Annotated in this window: 27 protein-coding genes and 1 pseudogene; 8 read left to right on the forward strand and 20 right to left on the reverse strand. The window is 40.7% G+C overall.

Translation table 11 applies throughout. The features are described 5' to 3' along the window. Positions 1-188 precede the first annotated feature (188 nt). From L1D46_RS11730 to argC, 6 genes and pseudogenes are all read right to left on the reverse strand, one after another. A complete protein-coding gene (locus L1D46_RS11730) occupies positions 189-395 on the reverse strand; it encodes a hypothetical protein (RefSeq protein ID WP_105174862.1) in 207 nt (68 codons plus the stop codon). A gap of 251 nt (positions 396-646) precedes the next feature. Then, a pseudogene (gene argH / locus L1D46_RS11735) lies at positions 647-2,511 on the reverse strand (argininosuccinate lyase). Positions 2,512-2,563: 52 nt separating this feature from the next. Next, positions 2,564-3,766 carry an argininosuccinate synthase gene (locus tag L1D46_RS11740; protein ID WP_130050658.1) on the reverse strand — a complete coding sequence of 401 codons (1,203 nt, stop codon included), beginning with the start codon at positions 3,764-3,766 and terminating at the stop codon, positions 2,564-2,566. Positions 3,767-3,775: 9 nt separating this feature from the next. Beyond that, positions 3,776-4,696 (reverse strand): ornithine carbamoyltransferase, encoded by a 921-nt coding sequence (locus tag L1D46_RS11745; RefSeq protein ID WP_130050657.1) that lies wholly within the window; start codon positions 4,694-4,696, stop codon positions 3,776-3,778. A gap of 7 nt (positions 4,697-4,703) precedes the next feature. After that, positions 4,704-5,465, reverse strand: a complete 762-nt coding sequence (argB, locus tag L1D46_RS11750; protein ID WP_130050656.1) for an acetylglutamate kinase — start codon at positions 5,463-5,465, stop codon at positions 4,704-4,706. Then, positions 5,465-6,475 carry an N-acetyl-gamma-glutamyl-phosphate reductase gene (gene argC, locus L1D46_RS11755; protein ID WP_130050655.1) on the reverse strand — a complete coding sequence of 337 codons (1,011 nt, stop codon included), beginning with the start codon at positions 6,473-6,475 and terminating at the stop codon, positions 5,465-5,467. Before argC ends, argB begins: the two co-directional genes overlap by 1 nt. A 221-nt stretch (positions 6,476-6,696) precedes the next feature. Between argC and argE the strand changes: the two genes are divergently transcribed. Continuing rightward, positions 6,697-7,848: an acetylornithine deacetylase gene (gene argE, locus L1D46_RS11760; RefSeq protein WP_239977582.1), complete on the forward strand. Its 1,152-nt coding sequence runs from the start codon at positions 6,697-6,699 to the stop codon at positions 7,846-7,848. A 33-nt stretch (positions 7,849-7,881) separates the two neighbouring features. Here the strand turns inward: argE and panP are convergent, their stop codons facing one another. After that, the gene (panP, locus tag L1D46_RS11765; RefSeq protein WP_130050653.1) at positions 7,882-9,510 is read right to left on the reverse strand and encodes a pyridoxal-dependent aspartate 1-decarboxylase PanP; all 1,629 of its coding nucleotides are present in this window, start codon (positions 9,508-9,510) and stop codon (positions 7,882-7,884) included. 248 nt (positions 9,511-9,758) lie between these two features. On the opposite strand from panP, the gene L1D46_RS11770 reads away from it, so the two are divergent. Next, a complete protein-coding gene (locus tag L1D46_RS11770) occupies positions 9,759-11,609 on the forward strand; it encodes a GGDEF domain-containing protein (RefSeq protein ID WP_130050652.1) in 1,851 nt (616 codons plus the stop codon). Here the strand turns inward: L1D46_RS11770 and L1D46_RS11775 are convergent. The 8 genes from L1D46_RS11775 to folB all read right to left on the reverse strand — a co-directional run bounded on the left by L1D46_RS11775 (position 11,606) and on the right by folB (position 17,761). After that, a complete protein-coding gene (locus L1D46_RS11775; protein ID WP_130050651.1) occupies positions 11,606-12,271 on the reverse strand; it encodes an SAM-dependent methyltransferase in 666 nt (221 codons plus the stop codon). The two genes, L1D46_RS11770 and L1D46_RS11775, sit on opposite strands and share 4 nt — an antisense overlap. Beyond that, entirely contained in the window at positions 12,271-13,038 is a 768-nt protein-coding gene (locus tag L1D46_RS11780; protein WP_130050650.1) for an ABC transporter permease, read from the reverse strand. Before L1D46_RS11780 ends, L1D46_RS11775 begins: the two co-directional genes overlap by 1 nt. Next, on the reverse strand, positions 13,038-13,967 hold the full coding sequence (locus L1D46_RS11785; RefSeq protein WP_130050649.1) for an ABC transporter ATP-binding protein: 930 nt from the start codon (positions 13,965-13,967) through the stop codon (positions 13,038-13,040). Before L1D46_RS11785 ends, L1D46_RS11780 begins: the two co-directional genes overlap by 1 nt. Further along, positions 13,964-14,587: a flavin prenyltransferase UbiX gene (locus tag L1D46_RS11790; protein ID WP_167658531.1), complete on the reverse strand. Its 624-nt coding sequence runs from the start codon at positions 14,585-14,587 to the stop codon at positions 13,964-13,966. The genes L1D46_RS11785 and L1D46_RS11790 overlap by 4 nt, the downstream gene beginning before the upstream one ends. A 22-nt stretch (positions 14,588-14,609) precedes the next feature. Further along, positions 14,610-15,953, reverse strand: a complete 1,344-nt coding sequence (mpl, locus tag L1D46_RS11795) for a UDP-N-acetylmuramate:L-alanyl-gamma-D-glutamyl-meso-diaminopimelate ligase (protein WP_130050647.1) — start codon at positions 15,951-15,953, stop codon at positions 14,610-14,612. A gap of 160 nt (positions 15,954-16,113) precedes the next feature. Continuing rightward, entirely contained in the window at positions 16,114-16,917 is an 804-nt protein-coding gene (locus L1D46_RS11800; RefSeq protein ID WP_239977583.1) for an undecaprenyl-diphosphate phosphatase, read from the reverse strand. Further along, positions 16,914-17,402, reverse strand: coding sequence for a 2-amino-4-hydroxy-6-hydroxymethyldihydropteridine diphosphokinase (gene folK / locus L1D46_RS11805; RefSeq protein WP_130050645.1), 489 nt, complete (start codon positions 17,400-17,402; stop codon positions 16,914-16,916). Before folK ends, L1D46_RS11800 begins: the two co-directional genes overlap by 4 nt. 2 nt (positions 17,403-17,404) lie before the next feature. Then, positions 17,405-17,761 (reverse strand): dihydroneopterin aldolase, encoded by a 357-nt coding sequence (folB, locus tag L1D46_RS11810; protein WP_178927383.1) that lies wholly within the window; start codon positions 17,759-17,761, stop codon positions 17,405-17,407. Positions 17,762-17,990: 229 nt separating this feature from the next. On the opposite strand from folB, the gene plsY reads away from it, so the two are divergent. Then, positions 17,991-18,593 carry a glycerol-3-phosphate 1-O-acyltransferase PlsY gene (plsY, locus tag L1D46_RS11815; protein ID WP_130050643.1) on the forward strand — a complete coding sequence of 201 codons (603 nt, stop codon included), beginning with the start codon at positions 17,991-17,993 and terminating at the stop codon, positions 18,591-18,593. A gap of 9 nt (positions 18,594-18,602) precedes the next feature. Here the strand turns inward: plsY and tsaD are convergent, their stop codons facing one another. From tsaD to L1D46_RS11830, 3 genes are all read right to left on the reverse strand, one after another. Continuing rightward, the gene (gene tsaD / locus L1D46_RS11820) at positions 18,603-19,616 is read right to left on the reverse strand and encodes a tRNA (adenosine(37)-N6)-threonylcarbamoyltransferase complex transferase subunit TsaD (protein WP_054560954.1); all 1,014 of its coding nucleotides are present in this window, start codon (positions 19,614-19,616) and stop codon (positions 18,603-18,605) included. 62 nt (positions 19,617-19,678) lie between these two features. Continuing rightward, entirely contained in the window at positions 19,679-20,269 is a 591-nt protein-coding gene (locus L1D46_RS11825; protein WP_130050642.1) for a YjaG family protein, read from the reverse strand. Then, on the reverse strand, positions 20,253-20,618 hold the full coding sequence (locus tag L1D46_RS11830; RefSeq protein ID WP_130050641.1) for a DUF2007 domain-containing protein: 366 nt from the start codon (positions 20,616-20,618) through the stop codon (positions 20,253-20,255). The genes L1D46_RS11825 and L1D46_RS11830 overlap by 17 nt, the downstream gene beginning before the upstream one ends. 86 nt (positions 20,619-20,704) lie before the next feature. On the opposite strand from L1D46_RS11830, the gene L1D46_RS11835 reads away from it, so the two are divergent. The 4 genes from L1D46_RS11835 (at position 20,705) to L1D46_RS11850 (ending at position 24,447) form a co-directional block, all read left to right on the forward strand. Beyond that, positions 20,705-21,112, forward strand: coding sequence for a DUF2721 domain-containing protein (locus L1D46_RS11835; RefSeq protein WP_130050640.1), 408 nt, complete (start codon positions 20,705-20,707; stop codon positions 21,110-21,112). A 51-nt stretch (positions 21,113-21,163) separates the two neighbouring features. Beyond that, the gene (locus L1D46_RS11840; RefSeq protein WP_239977584.1) at positions 21,164-22,690 is read left to right on the forward strand and encodes a response regulator; all 1,527 of its coding nucleotides are present in this window, start codon (positions 21,164-21,166) and stop codon (positions 22,688-22,690) included. Between the two features lie 119 nt (positions 22,691-22,809). Beyond that, positions 22,810-23,697: a LysR family transcriptional regulator gene (locus L1D46_RS11845; protein WP_130050638.1), complete on the forward strand. Its 888-nt coding sequence runs from the start codon at positions 22,810-22,812 to the stop codon at positions 23,695-23,697. 129 nt (positions 23,698-23,826) lie between these two features. Beyond that, positions 23,827-24,447 (forward strand): 2OG-Fe(II) oxygenase, encoded by a 621-nt coding sequence (locus tag L1D46_RS11850; protein ID WP_130050637.1) that lies wholly within the window; start codon positions 23,827-23,829, stop codon positions 24,445-24,447. Here L1D46_RS11850 and ubiA read toward each other — a convergent pair whose 3' ends face one another. Continuing rightward, a complete protein-coding gene (gene ubiA / locus L1D46_RS11855; RefSeq protein ID WP_130050636.1) occupies positions 24,448-25,326 on the reverse strand; it encodes a 4-hydroxybenzoate octaprenyltransferase in 879 nt (292 codons plus the stop codon). It abuts the gene before it with no gap. Beyond that, positions 25,323-25,868, reverse strand: a complete 546-nt coding sequence (locus L1D46_RS11860; protein WP_130050635.1) for a chorismate lyase — start codon at positions 25,866-25,868, stop codon at positions 25,323-25,325. Before L1D46_RS11860 ends, ubiA begins: the two co-directional genes overlap by 4 nt. Before the next feature lie 165 nt (positions 25,869-26,033). Here L1D46_RS11860 and L1D46_RS11865 point away from each other — a divergent pair. Beyond that, on the forward strand, positions 26,034-26,435 hold a 402-nt coding region (locus tag L1D46_RS11865; RefSeq protein ID WP_239977585.1), incomplete at its 3' end, for a flagellar basal body-associated protein FliL.

The raw sequence follows: 26,435 nt of genomic DNA on the forward strand, positions 1-26,435 counted from the left end.
AAAAAAAAGAATCACTTGAGAAGTAAGAGACAAACATTATAAAAGAAGAAAATAATAAAATGATATTTTTCTTCGGAGTAGCTGTATACAAAAAGATATTAAAGAAAAAAGCCATCATGAAGCCCCAAACCACTAGGGCTCCTAATGATAAACCGAAATGATCTGTCAAAAACATCGACTATCCACTTTTATTGTGGCCTTTTATCTGGATCAATAATGATACCACCGCCACGTTGAATCTCTGCACCGCCTGATAAAGCCAGCGCTTCACTTGATAAAGTTACTGTATCAGATTGCAGGGTTTTATTACTAGTAGTTTGTTCCAAAGCAGGCTTTGTTTGTTGCATTTGGCTGTATGCTTGCATTTGCAATTGGCTATTGTTTGAAATTTGCATGAGTTAATTCCTTTAAGTTAATTGTTTTTTCAGTACAGCTTACAATAGCTTGCAAGCTGAGTTAAGCGTTCTCATTTTTTTGACGCTTTTTTATACTTTAACGCGACATTATCGCCGCGTCGATAATAAAAGCAATTAACGATCCAACTTTTCTAAAAGTGATCTTTTTTGATCATAAAAGTTAACAAACCAAAATTTCAGGCATAAAAAAACGCACAGGGGTAACCGTGCGTTTTTCTTATCCAGGGAAATTAAGCCACGTGTTTACACGGGATCACCGCGCTATTACTTGGCTTTAAAATATATTCCATCGCTACTTCATCGCAATTATCTTTGCGAAGACAAAGCTCGCAATCTTTGATCACTTTTTCTGGCAAACTATCTTTACTACAAAAGATAAAGCCTTGGCTTGCAAAGAACTCTGGAACCCGCGTCAGAACAATTACGCGACTAAGCGCCAAGCTTTTAGCTTTTTTAAGCAAATGTTCAACAAGTCGACGCCCCTGCCCAGCAATACGTGATTCAGGGCTCACACCAAGCGAACGAATTTCAGCAAGACCTGTATCGTAAATATATAGCGAGGCACAGCCAGCCACTTGGTTTTCAACTTCAGTGACAGCAAACTCATTAATTGAGTGAATCATATCGCTCTTAGCCCGTGGTAGATTTTCACCTACCGTTGCCCAATGCTGAATTAGCTTAGCAATAGACTCAACATCATTTAAGGTTGCGTCACGTACCGCTATTTGCTGTTTTTTTTTGCGTATTTAATGGCACTCGTTACTTGCTCGATAGAGGTGCCACCCTGTGCTTGTCTTGCTTTAATGCAGGCGTCTATTTCTAATACAGCATATACATCTGACTCGAAAATGCTATGCACAGACTTAAATTGCTCTAAACTTAAATCTTCTAAGTTATTCCCTTGTGCAATAGCCATTTGCACGAGCGTACCAACAATATGATGACCTTCTCTAAATGGAATACCTTTAGCCACTAAATAGTCAGCAAGTTCAGTCGCATTTGAGTGACCACCTTTTGCTGCTGCTAATGTTTTATCAGCATTAACTTTGATGCCTTTGATACACGCCTGTGCCATATGAATACATGCCAACCAGGTCGGCATTGCATCAAATAAGCCTTCTTTGTCCTCTTGCATATCTTTGTTATAAGCAAGTGGTAGCGCTTTAAGTGTCATCATCATGGCACTGAATGCACCAAAAACACGGCCTGTTTTACCACGGATTAACTCAAGAGCATCTGGGTTTTTCTTCTGCGGCATAAGTGAAGAGCCTGATGTTACCCCATCAGAAAGCTCAATAAAGCCTGCTTCACCAGAGTTATAGAAAATTAAGTCTTCTGCCATACGCGATAAGTGAATCATTGAAATTGATGCGCAGCTTAGTAGCTCAACCACAAAGTCACGATCAGATACTGCATCAAGGCTATTACGTGTTGCACCGGTAAAACCTAACCCTTCGGCAAGAATTTGCCTATCAATTGGGTACGCCGTTCCAGCTAAAGCACCACTACCAAGAGGGCAATAATTCATACGATTTTTAGCATCGGTTAAACGGCTTTCATCACGTTCAAGCATTTCAACATAGGCCATGCACCAGTGGCTAAATAATACAGGTTGTGCACGCTGTAGGTGTGTGTAACCTGGTAAGATAGTGCCTAGTTCACGCTCAGCCAAGGCAATAAACTCACCTTTCAGCTCTGCGATTGCTTCAAGAATATGCTCAGCTGTATCACGACACCATAAGCGGAAATCGGTCGCGACTTGGTCATTACGACTACGACCTGTATGTAACTTTTTAGCTAGGTCGCCCACTTTATCAATTAGCGCTGACTCAACATAAGAATGAATGTCTTCATGCCCTGCGACAGCTACTGCTTGTGGATTTGCTTTAACCTCATCTAGCAGCTTATTAAGTGCTGCAACTAGGTCATCGTATTCTTGCTGATTAAGTACGTTAACTTGTTTTAACGCTCCTGCCCAAGCAACTGAACCAATAATGTCTTGCTCTGCAAGTTGATAATCAAAAGGAAGTGAATCGTTGAATTGTTTAAACGCTTCATCTGGACCCGTAGAAAAACGTCCGCCCCATAGTGCCATTGAACTGTCTCCAAATTCGGCTATTGCCCTGCCGTGCAGGGCAATAATTAAATTACTTTTTCGTTAGTGCTGAGATTCTGCTTGATAGCGAGAATAAACGAATGAAGCCTTCTGCATGTGATTGATCATATACATCATCTTCACCGAAGGTTGCGAAATCTTCACTGTATAAGCTATTCGGTGATTTTTTCTGTACCGCAGTTACTTGGCCTTTATAAAGCTTAAGCACCACTTCACCGGTTGCTAACTTAGACAGTGATTCAGCACCAGCTAGAATCGAGTCTTTTAATGGTGTAAACCAACGACCGTCGTAGACTAAGTGAGAAAACTCACCACCAAGTACTTCTTTCCACTTACGGCTTGATTTGTCTAATACTAGCTCGTCAATCGCTTGAAGAGCTGCCATGATCACTGTGCCCCCTGGTGTTTCATAACAGCCACGAGACTTCATACCGACTAAACGGTTTTCTACAATATCAACACGACCTACACCATGTGGCGCAGCAATGTCGTTTAATTTAACTAAGCAGTCATATGGTTTAAGTGACTCGCCATTTACAGCAACCACTTCACCTTCAACAACATTTAATGTCACATATTCTGCTTCATTAGGCGCTTGCTCAGGTGAGTTTGTCCAAGTCCATACTTGCTCACTTGGTTGACACCATGGATCTTCAAGCTCTCCACCTTCGTGAGAAATGTGCCATGCGTTAGCATCACGACTATAGATTTTTGTCGCAGATGCAGAGCACGGAATATTACGCTCTGCTAAGTAATCAAGTAATGATTCACGACTTGATAAGTCCCACTCACGCCATGGTGCAATGACTTTTAGATCTGGTGCAAGGGCTGCGAAACATGATTCAAAACGTACCTGATCATTACCTTTACCTGTACAACCATGCGAAAGCGCATCAGCACCTACTTTACGGGCAATTTCAACCTGTGCTTTAGCAATAATCGGACGTGCCATAGACGTACCTAGTAAATAAGTGCCTTCGTAAATAGAACCCGTTTTTAATGTTGGGTAAATATAGTCACTTACCATTTCGTCTTTTAAGTCAACGATGTGGCACTCTGAGGCACCCGAAGCAATTGCTTTTTCTTCAACGCCTTCAAGCTCTTCAGCACCTTGGCCTACATCAGCAACAAACGCGATTACTTCACAGCCGTAGTTTTCTTTTAACCATGGCACAATTGCCGATGTATCAAGACCACCAGAATAGGCTAATACGACTTTTTTAATTGAACTCATTGGTGTTCCTTAAACAAAATTTGGATTTAATAATGTGACAAGTAGAGCATTTTGCGCGTGCATACGATTCTCTGCTTGTTGAATAATTTTTGATGCTGGGCCATCCATTACCTCAGAGGTAATTTCAAACTCACGATGCGCTGGCTGACAATGCAGTACAGTTTGCGCACCCGTTTTCTCTAATAGGGCTTGATTGAGCTGATAAGGCATATATTTAGCTTTCACCTGCTCAAGCGGTGTTTTATCACCCATTGAAACCCAGGTATCAGCATAGACTGCATTTGCTCCGACTGCCGCCTCAATTCTGTCACTGACCATTACCGAAGCACCATTCATCGCTGCAATTTGCTCTGCTTGCTTAAGAATTTGTGAATCCGGTGAGCTACCTTTAGGACAAACTGCTACAAAATCAGTGCCTAACGTGGCAGCTAATAACATGAGAGAGTGTGTTACGTTGTTACCTTCACCTAAGTAAGCAAGCTTAAGTTTGCTTACGTCACCATGTACTTCTTGTAGCGTCAAAAAGTCTGCAAGTGCTTGGCATGGGTGATATAAATCACATAAGCTATTCACTACAGGCACAGATGAATACTCAGCAAGCGTAGTCAATGTTTTGTGTGCATACACGCGAGCAACAATGCCATCAGCCCAAGCTGACATATTGAGAGCAAAGTCTTTAACCGATTCACGACCACCCATAGCACCGTTTTGTGAATCTAGATAAACCGCGTGACCACCCAGTTTATTAATACCTATATCAAATGATAAACGAGTACGTAAACTTGGTTTTTCAAAAAGTGTAACGACAGATTTGCCTGCTAATGCTTGGCTAAAGTCTGCTGGATTTGCTTTAATTTTTTGCGCTAAATTAAGTAATTTAAGAGCGCCCTTTTGGTCTAATTCAAGACCGTTTAAGAAATTTTTTAACATGAAATACCTATGGTGTAATTTTTGTTCCTACATGCTCGCCTTTTAATAAGGCGACTAAATTTTCTGGCTTTAGCCAGCTGGAGATATACACACCACGTCGTAAATGTTGGGCAGCAAGAAGGCTGGTCTTTACTTTGACCTCCATCCCGCCCTGAATAACTCCTTCAAGGATTAGTGTTTCGATTTGCTGCGTATTAAGGTGATGTAGTGGCTGCTTATTTGCATCAAGCACAGCTTCTACGTCAGTCATAAAAATAAGTTCTGCATCGAGTTCTTTAGCAATAGCCGCCGCGGCTTCATCCGCATTGACGTTGTACCATTGACCATCTTCGCCAAAGCCAATAGAGCTCACCAGTGGTAAACGACCTTGCCCAAGTAAGCTTGGCAATACGCTGTCACAACTACCTGAACACTGGCCAACTTGCGCCAATACTTTAAGTTTTTCAGATACCAGTACACCCGCTTCATAAAGGCTTAAACCCACAGGTTTGTGGCCAGCGCTGATTGCTTGACTCATCAATTGTTTATTGGCACAACCTGCCAGGGCGCCAACAATATAAGGCATTTGCTCATTTGGGCTAATACGTAAGCCTTGATGTTTTGCTGTTACAAAGCCTGCGTCTTTAAGCCAAGCATCAACCAAGGCTCCACCACCATGCACAATGACAAAGTTATCTTGTTGCTCAGTGGCTAAAACATCAAAAAGAGCTTTTGCAGCATCAGCGCTATTTAGCACAGCACCACCGACTTTAATGATCCAAGTTTTCATTACAGCGCTCCTACTAAACCAGTGTGGTGAGGTTCACCCATAGCTAAATTAATACACTGTAATGCTTGCCCAGCCGCGCCTTTTAATAGGTTATCAATTGCTGACATAACAATGAGTTGTTCACCTTTTTGTTGCCATGCAATATCAACAAATGGTTGTTTAGCCACGCCTTTAATACTTGGAACTTTATTTCCAAGTAAACGGATTAAAGGCTCATTAGCTAACACTTGATATGCTGCATCCACTTGCTCTGCTGTCACACCTGGCTTTAATTGCACATAAATAGTTTCTAAAATTCCACGGGGGAAATTACCTAAATGAGGGGTGAATAACACAGGGTGACCAAGGTGCTGCTCAATCTCAGGTGTGTGTCTGTGATTAAATAAACCATAAGGGGCAAGTGATACTTCACAAAAATGCGTATTAACACTGGCTTTTCTACCTGCGCCAGTAACTCCAGACACAGCATTAACAATAATGGCTTGCTCAGCTAATAAGCCAGCTTCTTTAAGTGGTTTTAAAGAATTGAGTGCTGCTGTTGGGTAACAACCTGCTACAGCAACAAGCTTTGCTTTACTTATAGCATCGCTATTCCATTCAGCTAAGCCATAAGCCGCTTGCTCTAAAAGCTCAGGGTGTTCATGTGCGAAACCGTAATAAGTTAGGTAATCCTCATTCCCAGCTAAACGGAAACCACCAGACAAGTCGAATACTTTTTTACCCATGGCTAAAAATTGTGGTGCAAGGTCAACGCTTACCTTGTGATCTGTACATAGACATACATAGTCCGCATTACTTTCGATATCCTTATACGCTTGGGCAGTCAGAGGCTGTAGTGGATACTCTAACAATCCAAGGTGCTCTGGATATAAATCGCTTAATAATTTGCCTTTATCTAAGCTTCCTTCAGATACATAACATGCTTTCAGGGTCAGTTTTGGGTGCTTAGCAACTAGACTTGCTAGCTCTGCGCCGCTATAACCACTTGCGCCAATAATCACTACATTCATTGCTTACTTTTACCTATTCAATCTATTTATCGATACGCCTAAAAATACTCGCTCAAATGCGAATAAAAACACTGTCTAAAGTAATGAAATCAGGTTATCGTCGTTTCGTGTTCATCGTAAAGCTTTGCTAATATTTATGCTTAAAAAGTGAATTGATATTCATCATAAATACTTTTATATTGTTATGCAATTAGATTGAATAATTATTTTTGGATTTTTTTATGTCGCTACCCTCTTTTTTATCTATGTATCAGCAGCTAATTGCTGCTCCTTCAATTAGCGCGATTGAAGATTCTTTGTGCATGAGCAATAAAGGGGTTATTACCTTGCTCGCACAGTGGTGCGAAAGCCTTGGGTTTACATGTGAAATCACAGAGCTTGAAAACGGTAAAGGGCGTTACAACTTATTAGCTAGACGTGGTGAAGGAGACGGCGGTTTAATGCTTGCCGGCCATACTGACACTGTACCATTTGATGATAGTCGTTGGAATTATGATCCGTTCAAACTCAGCGAAGATAACAATAAACTTTATGGTTTAGGTAGTATTGATATGAAAGGCTTTTTTGCTTTCGTACTGCAAGCTATTAGCGAACTTGATGCAAGCAAGCAAACTGAGCCTCTATTAATTCTAGCCACAGCCGATGAAGAAACTACAATGGCGGGTGCACAGCAAATCTGCCGTCACCCGAACTTAAAACCTGCACGCTGTATTATTGGTGAGCCAACAGATATGACTCCGGTATTTACACATAAAGGTCATATGAGTACAGCTATTCGCGTAATTGGTCGCTCGGGCCATAGCTCAGATCCTGAACGAGGTTTGAACGCCATCGAAGTCATGCATAAAATGATTACAAAATTGTTAATCATAAAAGAAGAATTAAAGAATAAATATTCAGTAGAACACTTTGAAATTCCGTACCCTACTTTGAACCTTGGCCATATTCATGGCGGTGATAATGCCAACCGCATTTGCGGCTGCTGTGAAATGCATATTGATATGCGACCGTTACCCGGTTTAAGTGTACAAGAACTACAAGCGATTTTGCTTAGTGCCGCAGAGGAAATTAATACTCAATACCCCAACGCAGTGAGTGTTATCGATATGCATGAACCAATCCCTGCGTTTAGCGGAAGTACAGATACTGCACTTGTGAAACTGGCCGAAAAAGTCTCCGGTCAGCCAGCTGTCGCTGTAAACTATTGTACAGAAGCCCCTTTTATTCAACAACTTGGCTGCGAAACAATTGTCATGGGGCCAGGCTCAATTAACCAAGCTCACCAACCCGATGAGTTTTTAGCGATGGAAAAAATCAAACCTTCGCAAGCGATTATCTGTAACATGATTAAAGCTAGCTGCTTTAACGACTAATTAAAAAAGGAGCATCATGCTCCTTTTTTATCACTAACTCATATATTTACTTAAGTACTTTTTAAATACTGGGTCAGTTTTCGCTAGCTCTTTTTGCTCCGCTAAAATATCTTTTAGAATAGCTTTTGAGGTTAATGGATTGGCTAATACGACACGAAAAACCACGGTGGGTTGATGGTCATATTTTGCTGGTGTTAAACGAGTACGAGATACAAAAGAGCGTCCTGCTTCACGCTGGCGCTTTTGCATACTTGCAGTGAAGCGATTCAACGAAGCGTAAATATCTAATTTAGTTTCTTCGTTAGCACCTTTGAGCTTAGCTTGAATTTCTTTTGGAACGTAACGATATGTTAATAGGCACAGCTCAGGTTCAGAGATTAACTCAAAATCTTCATCTTGTTTGATCATTTCGGCAAAAGTGCGCGCTTTAACAATACTACGGTCAATCAACATCTCGTAGCCTTTACGGCCAATAACACGTAAGCAAGCATGCACTAACATTGCCATACCTGGGCGGCTTCCCTCTAAAGTATGACTACCTAAATCTTTAGAGCCTTTACGAAGAATATATTCAGCATGATGCTCAATAGCATCTGTCGCAGCGGGGTCTTTAAATAACACAAGACCCGCGCCCATTGGCACATACATTTGTTTATGCGCATCAATAGTAATTGAGTCAGCACGTTCAATACCGCTTAAAAGATGGCGATAGTTTGAAGAAAGTAAGGTTGACCCACCCCATGCGGCGTCCACATGAAAATGACAGCCAAGCTCTTCGCTTAAATCAGCCATTTCATTTAGTGGGTCTATGCTGCCAGTTTCTGTCGTCCCAGCAACACCAACGAGTGCCATTACCTTTATACCAGACGCTTCTAGTTCATGGGCTTTTTTGCGCATAGCATCGACATCAACTTTATTATTTTCGCCTGTCGCAATTGCGACAATGTTATCGCGACCAATACCTAGCAAATCAACAGTCTTGCCTAATGAATAGTGACCTCGCTCAGAAACCAGTACCGCTAAGCCTTTGTAACCATAGTGCAGCATCCCAGCGATTAACCCCTGTGCTGCAATACCTTTATAATCGCCATCGGCTTTCAATAAGCGGTTGCGAGCAATCCATAACGCAGTAATGTTAGCTACGGTTCCGCCTGAGCAAAATGCGCCTAAAGAGGTTTTTGCACTGTGCATCCACTTGCTATAAAAACTCTCAGCTTCGCCATAAGCAAGGTGATGCATCATCCCTAAGACTTGTCTTTCAAGTGGTGTGAATGCCTTTGAGGTTTCAATTTTTACTAAATTTTGGTTAAGACCTACCATTAACTTAGAAAGCGGTAATACAAAATGCGGTAACGCAGAGGTCATATGACCAATGAAGCTTGGTGCAGCCGTATGAACAGAATGAGCAACTAACTGCTCCATAATGTCTTGAGCATAATCAGAAACAAAAGTTGGCTCTTCTGGAATAGTGGCCGTTTGAAAGTCTTTTTCAATTTCGTGCAAAGGCTTTTCAATTGCAGCTATGTTCTCATTCAAGAACCCAGCTAAATTACTAGAGATTTCAGATTCGATTTTACTTAATGTCGAGTCTGGTGCTTCTGGCACCGTAAAAATACGAATCAAGCTTTCTTTAGAGGCGACGGCACAACGCTTTTGATCCATCCTAATACCCATAATTAGCAGCTAAAAATGCACCCGATGATGGAACACCTAAGAGAGCACTTTTGCGGCACTGTTTCTACGAAATTGGCTAACTTTACTGGAATATCACGAAAATGTCTCGTATAAAGCAAAAAAGCCCTAATTTCGATGACAAAAAAGTGAACCGTTAATGAAATTTACGGTTATTTTCTACTATCAGACAAATGTTTTTTTAGTATAATCAAGTGATAACTGCTAAGGGAACGTCTATGCCCAAAGGATTGCAAAAAACCAGTTGGCTACTATATGGCTTCGCCGCATTTTTTATTAGCTTATTTGGCTATATCTATTACACCTATGAAACTTCGCGTAGCGAGATCATGGCGAATATCGATAGTAAATTGTTCAATGCCGCGGTCAGTGTCAGACATATCCTCGGTGATGACTACCACAATATAGTCAATGCAGGTTTACCTATCTCCGCATCAATGTATAAAGAAAAAAGTCGTGCCCTTTCTGAATATGCAAAACAAATGCAACTTGCCTATGTTTACGCCATGGTACTTCGTGATGACAAAGTGTACTTTAGTGCATCTAGTTACACACAAAAAGATCAAAATAATGGTCGTGTTACACAATTTTTAGATGCCTATCCTGAAGCGACTGAACTTAACAAAGAAGCCTTTTTTTCGACAGAGCCAGTTTTTGAGGTATCAAAAGATCAATGGGGCTATTTTAAAAGCATCTTTGTGACTTTTGTCGATGATAATGGTCACACTTACATCACTGGTGCCGACATAACCATTAGTGACTTAAATCAGCAACTGCAACACAGTGTTTCACGAGCGATGATTACCGGCTGCTTTTTTTTCTTTATTGCAGCACTAATTGCAGGGCTCTATTTTTTACAGTTAAAACGCTCGCTCTCAACTGATGCGCGTACAGGTTTTGCAAATCATGTAGCACTTGAATACTACATAAAAAGAACCACCAAGCATCGCATGGAGCTGGCAGTAATTGTTATTAACGAACTAGAAGATATTAGCAGCTTTTATGGCAGTGAAGTTAGCGACAAAGTGATGGCTAACTTGCTTGGCTATTTTCAATTAAGGATACCTAGCGAAGGAGTTGTCTATCGTTTAGCAACCAATAAAATTGCGTTATTGCAAACTCATAGTGATGAACGCAATATAGATGATGTAATTAATGCCTTTAACTATGCTATTCCAGCGTTAAAAGAGCCTTATATCTACGTGAGCTTGTATGCGGGAATTGCCACAGGTAATAAATCAATGCTTATAGAGAACGCCCACGTTGCATTACAGCAAGCAAAACTAAATAATCAACGTATTGTGCGTTATGAAAATATCTTTAAACAAGTTGAAGAGCAATTTAGAAATAACGTTACGCTTGCCAAAGAAGTGAAAGAAGCCTTCGATAACAATCGAATCGTGCCTTATTTTCAAGCAGTCTATGACAGCCAAAGGAAACATATTAATCATTACCAGTGCCTAGCCAGAATGGCCAGTGCTACAGGTCGTATCCATACACCTGATTACTTTATGATGGTGCTGAAACGCTCACGTATGGATGGTCTTTTAAGGCGTACTATGTTTACCCGATGCATTGAGCAGTTTAGAAAAACCAATGTGTGCTGGAGTATCAATATTACCGCACAAGATATTCTTGATCCAAGTTTGAGCGAGTTTTTAGAACTTCAGCTAAGGCGCTACCCGCAGCCCCACAATATTATTTTTCAGTTTTATGAGCGTGATGCCATTGCTTACTTTAGTGAAGTAAAAACCTTTATTAATATTCTAAAAAATAAAGGGGCTCAGGTTATTATCAATGAATTCGGCACGGGCTTTTCAAGCTTGCCACACATCAGAAAGCTCGAAATTGATGGTTTAAAACTTGATAAAGGGTTAGTGAGCCAAATTCATACTAATACAGATAACTATCTGTTTATTGAGAACTTGGTAAAATATGCTCAGCAACTAAAGTTAGATGTGATTGCTGAGCAAGTTGATAACGAGCAAATAGCACAGGCACTTGCTCGAGCAGGTGTTACTTTAATGCAAGGGAGCCACTTTGCACCGCCGACTCCTTACATTCATTAAAGATTAATCACTAAACGATGACTTTGTTGACCACTAGCCCAATATTTACGTTCAAACGGAGTAATTGCAGTATCGCTTTCATACTGCTGGACATCGCACTTATGCCCTGCAAGTTCAAGTGAGCGAGCAAACTCCTTTACGTAAATATCCCAGTTACTCCTAAGCTCTAAACGACCACCTAGTTTAATGATAAACGGGAAGATAGCAGCGCCGTGCCATCTTCTTTGCAAGTGTTTTGCTTTCGGCCATGGATTTGGATACAGCAGGTAATGATGGCTTGGTTGCCAGTTTGCAGCGACCGCTAAACGCCAAAAGTCGTTTAAGTCAGCTTGCACTAAAATATACTGCCCTGCATCAGTTTGCTTATATTCGATATCATGTTTATCTAAACGATGTGATGATTTATCAATTCCAATCACTAACGCATCAGGGTGATGTTTTGCTAAGTTAGCGGTACTTTCACCAACACCACAACACGAGTCAAGAATGATAGGTCCGCTAAACGCTTGCACCTTTTCATTGACCTGATCAAAAGCCGCTTGCGTATGCTCTGCAATCGGCTTTTTAAATTCAGCACTTAAGTGCTTTAAAACTATTTCGTCTAGCTTTTCATGTAAGCCAGGTTGATTCGATACAATACTTCTCGAATTTGCATCCGTCATTAGTGTCTAAGCCCCACACCACGTTTAATAAGGGTTAATGCTAAAGTAAATAAACCCACAATAAATAAAGCAAGTACACCAAATGCTACCGATAAGTCGACATCCGACACACCTAAGAAGCCATATCTAAATGCATTTACCATGTAAATAATTGGGTTTACTTGCGATACACCTTGCCAAAATTCTGGCAACAGGCTGATAGAGTAAAACACCCCACCTAGATAGGTCAGCGGCGTTAAAATGAAGGTCGGGATAATACTAATATCATCGAAGCTGTTAGCATAAATTGCGTTAATAAGTCCGCCTAACGCAAACACAGCCGACGTTAAAATAACCGTAGCCATAATCACAAAAATATTATGAATTTGAATATCAACAAATAGCAAAGAGACACAGCTAACAATTAAACCAACCAGCATGCCACGCGTCATACCACCACCCATGTAGCCTAGTACGATAATGTAATTCGGCACTGGCGCAACTAAGAGCTCTTCAATGCTTTTTTGGAATTTAGTCGAATAAAAACTCGAGGCAACATTTGAGTACGAATTGGTGATCACCGACATCATTATCAGACCCGGTACAATAAACTCCATATAAGTAAAGCCACCCATATCACCAATACGAGAACCGATCAGATTACCAAAAATCACAAAATACAGGCTCATCGTGATTGCAGGCGGAACTAGGGTTTGCACCCAAATACGTAAAAAGCGAATACACTCTTTGATCCAAATACTTTTTAGCGCTACTCCATATTTAAACATTATTCGCCTCGCCCTTGTTCTAATAATCCTACAAACAACTCTTCTAAACGGTTTGCTTTATTTCGCATACTAAGCACTGTGTTACCTTGCTCACTCAGTGCACTAAATACATGGTTTAAGCCCTGAGACTTCGCCACTTCAACTTCTAAAGTGTGGTCATCAGTCAGTGTATATTTGTAACCTGCAATGCTAATTGGCTGCACAGGCTGCTTTAAGTCAAGTACAAAGGTTTCTTTATCAAGCTTGGCAAGTAAGGCTTTAATGGTGGTGTTTTCAACAATCACGCCGCTGTCGATAATCGCGATGTTTCTACATAACAGCTCAGCTTCTTCTAGATAGTGGGTAGTCAAGATGATGGTGACACCTTGCTTATTAATCTCGCGAAGAAAATCCCACATAGAGCGGCGTAGCTCAATATCAACACCAGCTGTTGGTTCATCTAAAATAAGTAATTTAGGTTCATGCATCAGTGCACGAGCAATCATTAAACGGCGTTTCATACCACCAGAAAGGGTGCGCGCTTGCTTATCTTTTTTCTCAAATAAACCTAGCTGCTTTAAGTACTTTTCAGCTCGCTCATGGGCCAGCTTTCTTGGTACACCGTAATAACCTGCTTGGTTAACCAAAATTTGGTTAAGTGTTTCAAATTGACTAAAGTTAAACTCTTGCGGCACTAAGCCAAGTTCAGACTTAGCGGCTTCCAAATCTGTATCAATGTCGTGACCAAACACCTGTACACGACCGGCACTTTTGTTCACTAAAGATGAGATAACACCAATGGTGGTTGATTTACCGGCACCGTTTGGGCCAAGTAAGGCAAAGAAATCACCTTGCTGAACTTGTAAATCAATACCTTTTACAGCTTCAACACCATTTTTATAAACCTTTTTTAGGCCTTCAATATTTAATGCGATCGTTTTTTCGCTCACTGTTTGCCCTCTCCATAACCCCAACGCTTCGTCAAAGTATGTTCAATGTTTAAATGATCTAAAATTCGCGCCACCATAAAATCGACCAAATCTGAAATCTGCTCAGGTTGGTGATAAAAACCAGGTGCCGCCGGCATAATCGTTACGCCTAGTCGCGCTAGCTTCAACATATTTTCAAGATGAATTTCGCTAAATGGTGTTTCGCGCGGGACTAAAATTAGCTGACCACGCTCTTTAATAACTACATCTGCCGCACGTTCAAGTAAGTTATCTGATGCTCCCACTGCAATTGCAGAGACAGACCCTGCGCTACAAGGGCAAACCACCATTTTTTTCGGCGCTGCTGAGCCAGACGCAACAGGACTAAACCAATTATCTTTGCCAAATACTTTAAGTTGCTCAGGGGCTGCATTAAAAAGCGTGCTGAGTTGTTCTGTCGCTTTCTCTTCGTTACCCGAAAGTTTGATATTTGACTCTGTATCAAGCACTACTCGTGCTGCACTTGAGATCAGTACATATACCTGAAACTGCTGTTCAAGTAATACTTCTAACAACCTTAAGCCATAGGGAGCACCTGAAGCACCACTAAAAGCTAATGTTATTTTATCTTTAAATTGCATACAGTTAAGCTCCTGATACTGATTAGTTTTGTTCAAGTGCTGTGATTAAACGCTGATGAATACCTTCAAAACCACCATTACTCATAATTAACACATGTTGTGAAGGCGCGATACTAGCGATGACTTGAGCAATTATATCCTCAGTGCTTGAGCTACAATGCATCCCAGCTTTATCTGCGTATTCTTTTAGCGACCAGCTTAAATTTTCTGGCTCAAATAAATACACTTCATCGGCCGCTTTCAGTGAATCAATCAAGGTTTGTTGATGCACGCCCATTTTCATGGTGTTTGAGCGAGGCTCTAAAATAGCAATGATCTTCTCTGTGCCCACTTTTGCACGAAGCCCTGCTAAGGTTGTTTCAATTGCCGTTGGGTGATGGGCAAAATCGTCGTACACTTTAATCGAGTTGATGTCAGCTTTGAGCTCCATGCGGCGCTTAGGAGAAATGAACTCAGCTAGGCCTGCAATGCTGACAGATACGGCAATGCCTACATGCCTTGCAGCCGCTATCGCCATAATGGCATTTTTCACATTGTGCTCACCCATGGCTTGCCAGCTGACAACGCCTTGAACTTGTGAATTTAATAACACTTCAAATTCACTACCATCTGCTTTAAGTAAACGGTAATCCCAATCGCCAAAGAGTGTTTCACTCTCGCTCCAAAGGCCTCGTTCAATCACATCTTGTAGAGCTTCGTCTTGGCTAGGCCAAATAACTTTGCCACTACTAGGTAGTGTACGCATCAAGTGGTGAAATTGTTTTTTAATCGCGTTTAAATCTTCAAAAATATCAGCATGATCAAATTCGAGATTATTTAGAATTAATGTGCGCGGTAAGTAGTGCACAAACTTACTACGTTTATCGAAAAAAGCAGTGTCGTATTCGTCGGCTTCAATAACAAAAAATGGCGTTTCGCCAACACGAGCAGACACACCAAAGTTTTGAACGATACCACCAATCAAAAATCCCGGCTTCATTCCCGCATATTCTAATAACCATGCCAGCATACTAGCTGTGGTTGTTTTGCCATGGGTACCCGCTACGGCTAAGACCCAGGAGTTTTGCAATAAATTATGTTTTAACCATTCAGGGCCTGACGTGTAAGGCAAGCCTTTATCAAGCACGTATTCAACACAAGGGTTGCCACGGCTCATAGCATTACCAATTACTACCATATCGGGCGCGGGATCGAGTTGGCTAATGTCATAACCTTGGGTTAGGGTGATACCTAGCTCTTCTAATTGTGTACTCATCGGCGGGTACACATTTTGATCAGAGCCTGTCACGGTATGACCTAACGATTTAGCGATTGCGGCAATACCACCCATAAAGGTGCCACAAATTCCAAGAATATGAATATGCATCTACTGTCCTGAGCAAAATGAATGAGAGTTAAAATAAAGCGTTATAATGCCAAATATAAGCTTTACTTACCATTACTACACGGCAATAGACTTTTGCCAAATAGCCAACATAAAAAACACCTCAATTTGAGGTGTTTTTTAATTGAAGTGAGCGCCTATTTTACAGCATTAAGAATGCAAACAAACCAACGCCTAATAGTAAGCGGTAGATAACAAATGGCATCATGCCCATGCGCTCAATTACTTTTAAGAAAAAGAAAATACATGCATACGCTGATACAAATGATAATGCAGCGCCTAATAAAATAGCATGCCAATCAATCGCTTCACCCGCTGTTGCCAATTGATACACATAATATGAACCTGCAGCTGCAATAACCGGAATCGACATTAAAAACGAGAAACGCGCAGCACTTTGCTTGTTAAGACCCAGCATTAAACCCACTGTAATGGTAATACCAGAACGCGATGTCCCCGGAAATACCATCGCTAGCACTTGCGAAAAACCCAGTAATAACGCACTAAAAAAGTTTACTTGGTAAATATTCTTAACTTGTTTTGCTTTAGCATCGGCATACCAAAGCAGTAAACCAAATACGATAGTCGAGGTTGCAATAACCCAGGCATTACGTGAGTAGCTTTCTACAAAGTCTTTAAATAGATAACCGATTAATAATGCAGGAATAGTCGCAACAATAATCCACCAACCTAAACGGCTGTCATCAGTCGCGCCTTGTGATCCAAACGATTTAAACCAAGCGCCAAGAATATCCACTACTTCTTTACGGAAATACAGTACCACGGCACCTAAAGTACCAACGTGAACCGCCACATCAAATGCTAAGCCTTGGTCGTGCCAGCCAAAAACTTGTGAGGGTAAAATTAAATGTGCTGAGCTCGAAATAGGTAAAAACTCAGTCAATCCTTGAATTAAGGCTAGAACAATTATCTCAATAATACTCATGGGTTAGAAAACTCCACCTTCCATAGTTTTTGTTGCGGATTGTTATAATTTTTCCATAGTTCAGCTAAAGTTAGCTTAGCTACGGGATGAAAAAAGTTAGGGGCTACTTCAGCTAATGGCTGTAGTACAAACGCATTTTTGGTAATTTCGTCACGAGGTAACTGCGCAGGCGAATCGCAGATAATGTCATCATAAAACAATAAATCTAGATCTAAAGTGCGCGGGCTAAATTTTTTATCCTCGCGGGTGCGACCGTTATCAAGTTCAATCTTCTTCAGAAGTTTACACAGTTCGGTTAATGGCATATCGGTTTGAGCAGCAATCACAGAGTTATAAAAATTGTTCCCTGCAAAGCCAACTGCCTCACTCTCATAAACTGACGAGTGTTTATAGTCAGGAAAGTAAGGCTTTAGGGCAATAAGCGCCTGTCTCAGGTAGTGCTCTTTATTAACATTAGAGCCAAGACTTATAAAAATTTGCGCCATAATCAGTTAGCCTTACGACGGGTGATTTCGACTCCCACCGTTTTAGCTTGTGGTACCGCAGCCGGCTTACTCACACGAATAGTCACTTGACTGGTCGCAAACTCACTAAGGATCAATGCAGCCAATTGCTCAACTAAGGTCTCAAGTAACTCAACAGGCTTTGCCGTAGTATGCTCAATAACTCGCTCGCTCACTTTGGCATAATCAAGTGCTAAATTTATATCATCCGTCGCCGCAGCGGCTGAAATATCACATAACATTTCGATATCAAAATACAGGCTTTGTTTACTTTCTTTTTCAAAATCATACACGCCAATGATGGTGTCTACATGTAGTTGTGATATATATACCTTGTCCATTGATACTCCAAGTGACATAAATATTTTAAAACAATACTCATCCTAAACGCTTATTGATTTCAATAATGCGCTATATAAGCTGTCATACTGTTTTAATATATAAAAATTACCCCTACAATAACGGATAGATGCATTGCAATATGGTGCGTACATTCTACTCGATGAGAGCGGCAGATGGTTTTGCCGCCAATGATAGCCCAAAAGTGCAGATTAAAAAATAAGGAAGCGCGTGTTAGAAGTTTTAATGTTAGTTTTAGCTTACATACTGGGATCGGTCTCTTCCGCTATCCTTGTATCACGGCTGTTTAAACTACCAGACCCACGCAGTCATGGATCGAATAACCCTGGTGCAACAAATGTTTATCGCCTAGGCGGAAAAGTCCCCGCTGTTTTAGTTCTTGTCTTTGATATTTTAAAAGGGACGATCCCAGTTTGGGGTGCCTACTTTTTAAAAATAGATCCTCTAATGTTAGGTCTAATTGGTGTAGCAGCCTGTCTAGGGCATATGTACCCACTGTTTTTTAGTTTTAAAGGCGGTAAAGCGGTTGCAACTGCCTTTGGTACTTTATTACCTATTGGTTTATCGCTAGGTGGGATGTTAATTGCAACCTGGATCTTAATTGTTGCTATCACGCGTTATTCATCACTTGCGGCACTGGTAACAGTTTCATTAGCGCCTCTTTATACCTGGTGGATAAAGCCCTTGTATACTTTGCCTGTTACCTTTCTAACCGTACTGATAATTTTCCGCCACAGAGCAAATATTACTCGCTTGATGGCTGGGGAAGAACCTAAAATAGGGGCTAAGAAAAAAGCCCCTGAACAAGAGTAGTGCTATAAATTAAAGCGCTTCGAGTGAATCAATAGGCCAGCGTGGCTTAGTTTTCATATCGAGGCTCGCGAATTGACCTGCTTTCAAACGCTGCATACCTGCATAAGCAATCATTGCACCGTTATCTGTACAAAACTCTGTGCGCGGGTAATACACTCGCCCTTTCATACCTTGCATAACTCGTTCTAGTTGAGCACGTAATTGCACGTTAGCACTCACGCCACCAGCAATAACTAAACGTTTGATACCTGTTTGTTTTAAAGCTCGTTTACATTTAATAATTAGGGTATCAATAACAGCTGTTTGAAATGCATGGGCAATATCTGCTTTAGTTTGCTCATCGTCATCGCTATCACGAATAGCGAGCGACGCTGCTGTTTTTAAACCACTAAAACTAAAATCTAAGCCAGGTTTATCGGTCATCGGACGCGGGAACACAAAACGCTCTGGTGTGCCTTGCTCAGCAAGCTTTGCTAAACGTGGACCACCTGGATAATCAAGGCCTAACAACTTCGCTGTTTTATCGAATGCTTCACCTGCAGCGTCATCAACTGACTCACCTAATACTTCATACTCACCAATACCAGATACTTTAACCATCATGGTATGACCACCAGACACTAAGAGCGCGATAAACGGAAACTCTGGTTTGTCTTCTTCTAGCATTGGCGCAAGTAGGTGGCCTTCCATATGATGCACAGCGACTGCTGGAATATTCCAGCCATAGGCCAGTGAGCGACCAATTGAGGTTCCCACCAAGAGTGCACCAACAAGTCCGGGCCCTGCGGTGTAAGCAATACCATCTAAGTCTTCTGGACCACAGCCAGCTTGCGCAAATGCCGCATCAATTAAAGGTAAGGTTTTACGTACGTGATCGCGTGAAGCTAGTTCAGGGACCACGCCGCCGTAATCGGCATGCACTTTTACTTGGCTATACAGTTGATGTGCTAATAAGCCTTGTTCATCATCATAAATGGCAATACCCGTTTCATCACATGATGATTCAATACCTAAAATTCGCATCAATTACTCCGCCAAGAAAAAACAAATGCGCATTTTACAGTGAAAATACGCATTACTGAATATTAAATTGCAATACCAATGTTGGTTTGGCCATCAGAAACCGCTAGTTGTTTAAGCTCTTTTACGTTCTCTGAAGTAATTCGGCCCATTTGCTCTACAAAATCAATAAGCTCTGCAAGCACATCAATTTCATATTGCATTAAAGGGTGTTCACGGACAGCTTTGTTGTCTGCCACTTCACCATCTACTGTTAGTTGGTACTCAATAAAGCGAGCCACTGAAGCCTGTGAAATTTTACTAATATTCAAAAACTCTTGTTCATCTTTAGCTATTAAACCGTGCAGCATACCAAGCAGAGCTGTAGCAGTATCAATTGCCGGATAAGCCCCAAACATATCAAAGTCAGTGAGCTCTGGCACATTCGGTTCTATTTTTTCAATTTGCTTTTCAAGGCTGATTTTACTTTTTGGCAGTAATATTTTTTCCCAGCAGACACTAAGTGCGCTTCGAAAAACCGCTGCATCACCAAACCCTGTTGCTTCACTAAATAAGCTGTAATTAGGCAGCATACGCTCAAGTAAAGCTCCACCTAACACTGCTTTTTGCAAATAGTTTAATTCTCTAATACGTTGAAAATTATTCGCTTTCGTCATTCTTTACAGTCCCACAAGACCAACATATTTCAAATGTTGCTCCGTTAAGCTCAAGACACTTAGGGCATACCCAGTCAGGAGCCGATTGTTTTAATTGTCGGTAGTTTAGCAATATTTCTTGCGCCTGGCGCTCTTTTAATGCGTAAACAAGTATATCAACCCCCGTTTGTTCAAATGGGATCTCCCCAAGCGCTCCTTGTAAAAGCTCACCTTGTAATTGAGATTCTATCCCCTTACTTTGTAAAAGCCCTTTAATAATATTTGCTTCTAAGCCATTTTCAGCTTGAAATACTTTCACCCAAGAAAATGGGTCCGGCTTGTTTGGTTGATTTAAATTCTTGTTTTGCAAATCACTTCTCTTTTACTTTTTTATCTTTAAATCCTAAACTACGCTAGCAATTGACTTCGCTGCAACGCTTATTTCAAGGTAACCACATGACTTTAACAACACCGGGATTGTTATTCCCTGCAATTTCTTTACTGTTACTTGCTTATACCAACCGCTTTTTGGTGCTTGCTCAGCTTATTCGAGAACTCAATGCACGTGAAGGGGAAAGTATCCGCCCACTGGTTGTTGCACAAATTACCAACTTAAGAAAACGTATCAAACTCATTCGGGTGATGCAGGTCTATGGCGTTGCCTCTTTTCTCATGTGTACTTTATCGATGTTTGCATTATTTATAGAGTTTAATACCACTGGAATCATTTTATTTGGGAGCAGCCTCGCTTGCTTAGCCTTGTCTCTTCTAACCTCTTTGTATGAGATCCACATCTCCTGCCACGCTATCGAAATCGAATTGAAGAATATCGAAAAAAAACCAGTTTCAGATAAGGCAGAGTAAATTTCTGCCTCTATACTTATTGTATGAGATACAACAATAAGTGGTGTTTTTGTGGATGATTTCTTATTTTCTGAAGAACAGTTAGAAGAAAATAATATAGAAACTGAAGAACCTGAATACTGGCATATTCTTGTTGTTGATGATGAAGAAGATATTCACCAAGTTACGAAACTAGTATTAGCTGGGTTCACTTTTGAAAATAAAGGTCTGCGCTTTTATGACGCCTATTCTGCGGCCGAAGCAAAAGAGTTTTTAAAAAAAGATATTCCCTTTTCTGTTGCCCTAGTTGATGTGGTAATGGAAACCAACCATGCTGGTCTTGAGCTTATTCAATTCATTCGCGATGAAATAGAAAACCACGATATTCGTTTAATACTGCGCACAGGCCAGCCCGGTGAAGCCCCTGAAGAAGCCATTATCCGCGATTACGACATCAACGATTACAAAAATAAAACAGAGCTTACCGCGATTAAAATTAAAACCCTGCTCTACTCAGCCTTAAGGGCACATCGTGATATTCAAATTATTGACCGCCATAAGCATGGTCTTGAACAAATAATTAATGCTTCAGCAAATTTTTTAAAATGTGACAGTGTTCATGAGTTCGCCTCAACAATTTTAAGCCATGTCACTAACGTGATGGGAATTAATGATGCGCAAATCTATTGTGCTGCGGCTGTTAACTTACAATCGTCTCCAGCAAAAGATTTCCAGCTTCTTGCTGCCTCAGGCGTAGGTCCTACACCACAGCAAAATACCATTCCAGATGAGGTAAAAAACTTATTTATAGATGCACATGAGCGTAAGTCATCACTAAAAACAAGCAATGATTACATTGGTTACTTTCCTACCAAAGCTGGCCTAGAAACCATGCTTTATGTACATAAAGGTAGTAAGTTGCAAGCAACAGAGCATCAACTGTTAGAGTTTTATGCCAATAATATCGCGCTTGCTTACGATAATTTAAAACTCAGAGAAATGGTAAAAGAATCACAAAAAGAATTGTCGTACATTCTCGGTGAGGCTGTAGAAAAACGCTCTAAAGAAACTGGTTCCCACGTTAAACGTGTTGCTTTATATAGTGAACTGCTTGCTCAGCTTTCAGAACTAAACCCATTTCAATGCGAAATCATTAAACTTGCCTCACCTTTACATGACATAGGTAAGATCAGCATTCCCGATAACATTTTAAACAAGCCTGGTAAACTCACTGATGATGAGTGGGAAGTAATGAAAACCCATGCAGAAATCGGCTACGAAATATTAAAAAATTCAAGTAACGAGATATTGACATGTGGTGCTTTAATTTCCTACCAGCATCATGAAAAGTGGGATGGTTCAGGATATCCGCAAGGTTTAATAGCAGACGATATCAATATAGTTGGCCGTATCACCGCCCTAGCAGATGTATTTGACGCGCTTTGCAGCGACCGTTGTTATAAGAAAGCATGGCCATTGGATGAGGCTTTAACGCTTATAAAAGATCAACGCGGGAAACATTTTGATCCAATTCTTGTCGACTTATTACTTGAAAATTTACCACTTTTCTTAGAGATTAAAGATCGTTACCCTGATTAGATGTAACTTTTCTGTAAAACACTTCCCAAAAAAGGTACAATAATTTACTATGCCTTCCGTGAAGTATAATAATACCGCCTATATGTAAAAAGGCTTACTTATAACAAGGGACTATTAAAGTGAGATTTGAACAACTTGAACAATTTGTGGCACTAGGCGTGCTGAGGCATTTTCGCCAAGCTGCAGAAAAAACCCAAATCAGCACTTCAGCGTTAACTCGCAGTATTCAGACGCTTGAAGATGAAATTGGCTATGAGCTAGTTACCCGCTCTACACGCTCAGTTAAGCTAACCAAAGAAGGTGAACTTTTCCTTGAGTACGCTAAACAAACCCTCGACAACCTTGAAGAGACCAAAAAACGTTTATTCGAATCTTTAAACGGTTGCACTAACGAAAAATTAGTTATCGGTTATACCAATAAAGCTAGCACGGTTGTTCCTGTTTCTTGCGGCCAATTTTTAGCGCAGTATCCACATGTAAAAATCGAGATGCAGTTACAAGAACAAAGCGAGCTTGTACGTAAACTGCAGTTAGGTGAAATTGATATCAGCGTATGCTCGCAAGCAATGAACAGCATTGGCAGCGATATTCATTTACCCGATCAACTCATTATTTTTGTGGCTAAGAACCACCCACTTGCCAATAAAAGCGATATCAGTAAACGCGACTTTGCTGACTACCCAATGTACAGCTGCTTTTCTCAATCAAAACAGGTTCAATCTATGCTGAATGATGCAATTGAATCTTTTGATAAAACATCAAGTATAAAAGTAGGTAGCATTGAGCAAGTGATGGATGGCCTTAAAAAGTCAAACCACATCGCAATAGCCAGTATTGAACACACAAGTATTGTCTCTTCAGACCCAGATTTACTGTTATTGAAAACCAATAAAGGTATCGCACACGAGCAGCTTGTGATCCAAACTAACCAACAAATCAATGAAAATTCTCATGTTAGTCATTTACTTGACCTCATTGAAAAAACGGCGTTAGCAAGCCAAAGCTAAAAGCTATTTTATATGCTGTTAGCCTGTAATGAATCAGGCTAGCCCCCCCCTTTTTTTTATTGCATAAAAAGCGTGCATCGCACATTTTTTCATATACACTTACTCACCTTTTTTTGATTGTGCATATGAATGACCGCACCACTAATTTCCGACTCTTATTTAGATGCCATCGAACAGGCTGGCTATGCTGTTGTTGAAAACGCCATTGATGAAAACCTAATCGCTGATTTAATTGCTGATTGCTATCGAATTAACCCACATTTTCATACTGCTGGTATTGGCCGTTTAACCGACCAACAAATAGATAAAACCGTGCGAAAAGATAAAACTTTTTGGTTCGATAGTTCAAGCCAAGCACAAATTACTTATCTGGCGACCATGGAAGCGATAAAAACACAGTTAAACCGTAGCTTTTATTTAGGGTTATTCGACTATGAATGCCACTATGCAAAGTATCAGCAAGGTGACTTTTATAAAAAGCATTTTGATGCCTTCAAAGGCCGTTCGAATCGAATTTTCACAACGGTTTGTTACTTGAACACGCCAGAATCAGGTGGTGAATTGGTAATTTACAAGCCAAAAAGTAAAGACATTGAAATTGTCATAAAGCCTCAAGCTGGTTTGCTGGTTATGTTTGAAAGTGAGCGCTTTATGCATGAAGTATTACCGGCACACGATGTTCGCTATTCCATTGCTGGTTGGTTCAGGAAAAATGCCTCAATCAGCGGTATTATCGACCCACCAAGGTAATTAAAATGGCAGTGGCAAGGATGCTGCTAAACCAATAAAAACCACCAACCCCACATAGTGGTTATTCAAAAATGCTTTAAAGCAAGGGTCTCTCTCTCGATTATGAATAAGCGTTTGTTGATAGAGTAAAAAACCAATCGCTGCAATTAACCCTAGCCAATAAGGCAAAGCAAGGTTGTTACTCTTACCAATGTAAGCAAGAATCATAATAAACAAAACATTGAGTAAAAAGATGATATGTCTGTCATAGCTGGCAAACAATATTGCCGTTGATTTAACACCAATTTTTAAATCATCATCTCTATCAACCATGGCATACATGGTGTCATAAGCCACAGTCCATACAAGATTAGCTGTAAATAATAACCAAGCTTCTAATGGTACAGAGCCAATTGATGCCATATAGGCCATTGGAATAGCCCAGCTGAATGCAGCACCAAGCACAACTTGCGGTAATTGGGTGTAACGCTTCATAAATGGATAACAAAACGCCAGAGCTAAAGCACCAAACGACAGTAAAATGGTTGGCAATCCGAGTGTTAACACTAAACCAAACGCTACCACGATAAGCAATACAAACAAGCTCAAAGCTTCACCACTTGATACCAAACCTGCTGCCAGCGGTCGCTGGGCTGTGCGCTTAACTGAGCCATCTATTTTACGATCGGCAAAGTCATTAATTACACAGCCGGCACTGCGCATCACAAAGACACCCAAACTAAATACCACAAAATTTAATAAGCTCGGCGTGCCAAGCTCAGCAAGCCACAGCGCCCAATAAGTTGGCCACAACAATAGTAAAGTGCCAATTGGCTTATCGGTACGCATTAACTGTTTATAGTAAGGTATATGTGCGACCTTAAGTGCAGCTAGCTTCATAGGTAAATATACGCTCCAGGTAAGAATACTTCAGCCACGAGAAAATGAGCATTAGATAAGCTAAATACACTGCGTCTTCCCCACAATGGTTGTGAAGAGTAGCCGATTTCAGCTGTTAAAGCTTGAATAGCGTGCTGCTGTGAAAACTCAGCAACTTCGATTTCAGTTCGCGATAAGCTTGGGTCTTGAAAAATAACATCGCCAAGCGGTCTTGTTCCCATACTTAGCAACTGTTGCTTTTTTAATGTATCATCCGCTGGCAACCAGCTTTGAGCATAAACCATTGGTTTACCATCACACAGAAGTAAAACTTCACGGTTTAATGCCTGACTTAAAGAAGTATTTAATAACGCTTGTTGCTCGCAGGTTAAGTCAAAAGGTGCTTCGTTTAAAACTTCAACTGAAAAAGCCTGACAATGACTTTTAAGCTTAGCCGTTAATGACCCGGCTTCAAGCAGCCAACCTTGCTGTTGTTGCGTCAAATCTGGAAATGCTGAAGCAGGCTGCCAATTTGCAGCTAGTGAAACTGGGAATGTGATCACAACGACTCATTATTTAAAAAAAACATGCAAATGATATCATCGCTGCACGTTTCGAAAAAGTCATGATTTAATCTCAAGCAAGGTTAAAAAACACAGAACAGCCTGTATCTTCGATGAATTTGGGTATAGACTAAAAGTCATTGAAAGGGTGGAATATTCTTAACTATGAAAAAGTCATTGTTATCAATTTACTTGATAAGCATGCTGCTTGTTAGTGCAATAACAAGTTGCTCTGTGCGGGCTGAATCAAATGTTGGCTACTTTGGTTTTGAGCCTGACATCATCACCAACTACATAGGCCAAGGTAATAAAAAGCTTGGATATGTACGTATTACGGTGGATCTGATGCTTAATGATATGTCAGATATTGCTGTGGTAGAACACCACACTCCGCTATTGCGTGATGCGATTGTTGAAATACTCTCTAAAGAGCCAGAAGAAAATATTAAATCGCTTACCGGCCGCGAAGAAATCAGAAAGCGCTGTACCGAGAAGCTAAAATCACTACTAAAACAAGAAACAGGACAAGAGATTGTCCGAGAAGTGTTATTTACTAAGTATTTATAT

The organism is Pseudoalteromonas sp. Isolate3 (assembly GCF_022398505.1).
GTDB lineage: Bacteria > Pseudomonadota > Gammaproteobacteria > Enterobacterales > Alteromonadaceae > Pseudoalteromonas > Pseudoalteromonas apostichopi.

Coding starts and splice junctions, on each gene's coding strand:
- L1D46_RS11730 (WP_105174862.1), bottom strand. CDS start 395: ATGCAAATTTCAAACAATAGCCAATTGCAAATGCAAGCATACAGCCAA.
- L1D46_RS11740 (WP_130050658.1), bottom strand. CDS start 3,766: ATGAGTTCAATTAAAAAAGTCGTATTAGCCTATTCTGGTGGTCTTGAT.
- L1D46_RS11745 (WP_130050657.1), bottom strand. CDS start 4,696: ATGTTAAAAAATTTCTTAAACGGTCTTGAATTAGACCAAAAGGGCGCT.
- argB (WP_130050656.1), bottom strand. CDS start 5,465: ATGAAAACTTGGATCATTAAAGTCGGTGGTGCTGTGCTAAATAGCGCT.
- argC (WP_130050655.1), bottom strand. CDS start 6,475: ATGAATGTAGTGATTATTGGCGCAAGTGGTTATAGCGGCGCAGAGCTA.
- argE (WP_239977582.1), top strand. CDS start 6,697: ATGTCGCTACCCTCTTTTTTATCTATGTATCAGCAGCTAATTGCTGCT.
- panP (WP_130050653.1), bottom strand. CDS start 9,510: ATGGATCAAAAGCGTTGTGCCGTCGCCTCTAAAGAAAGCTTGATTCGT.
- L1D46_RS11770 (WP_130050652.1), top strand. CDS start 9,759: ATGCCCAAAGGATTGCAAAAAACCAGTTGGCTACTATATGGCTTCGCC.
- L1D46_RS11775 (WP_130050651.1), bottom strand. CDS start 12,271: ATGACGGATGCAAATTCGAGAAGTATTGTATCGAATCAACCTGGCTTA.
- L1D46_RS11780 (WP_130050650.1), bottom strand. CDS start 13,038: ATGTTTAAATATGGAGTAGCGCTAAAAAGTATTTGGATCAAAGAGTGT.
- L1D46_RS11790 (WP_167658531.1), bottom strand. CDS start 14,587: ATGCAATTTAAAGATAAAATAACATTAGCTTTTAGTGGTGCTTCAGGT.
- mpl (WP_130050647.1), bottom strand. CDS start 15,953: ATGCATATTCATATTCTTGGAATTTGTGGCACCTTTATGGGTGGTATT.
- L1D46_RS11800 (WP_239977583.1), bottom strand. CDS start 16,917: ATGAGTATTATTGAGATAATTGTTCTAGCCTTAATTCAAGGATTGACT.
- folK (WP_130050645.1), bottom strand. CDS start 17,402: ATGGCGCAAATTTTTATAAGTCTTGGCTCTAATGTTAATAAAGAGCAC.
- folB (WP_178927383.1), bottom strand. CDS start 17,761: ATGGACAAGGTATATATATCACAACTACATGTAGACACCATCATTGGC.
- tsaD (WP_054560954.1), bottom strand. CDS start 19,616: ATGCGAATTTTAGGTATTGAATCATCATGTGATGAAACGGGTATTGCC.
- L1D46_RS11825 (WP_130050642.1), bottom strand. CDS start 20,269: ATGACGAAAGCGAATAATTTTCAACGTATTAGAGAATTAAACTATTTG.
- L1D46_RS11835 (WP_130050640.1), top strand. CDS start 20,705: ATGACTTTAACAACACCGGGATTGTTATTCCCTGCAATTTCTTTACTG.
- L1D46_RS11850 (WP_130050637.1), top strand. CDS start 23,827: ATGACCGCACCACTAATTTCCGACTCTTATTTAGATGCCATCGAACAG.
- ubiA (WP_130050636.1), bottom strand. CDS start 25,326: ATGAAGCTAGCTGCACTTAAGGTCGCACATATACCTTACTATAAACAG.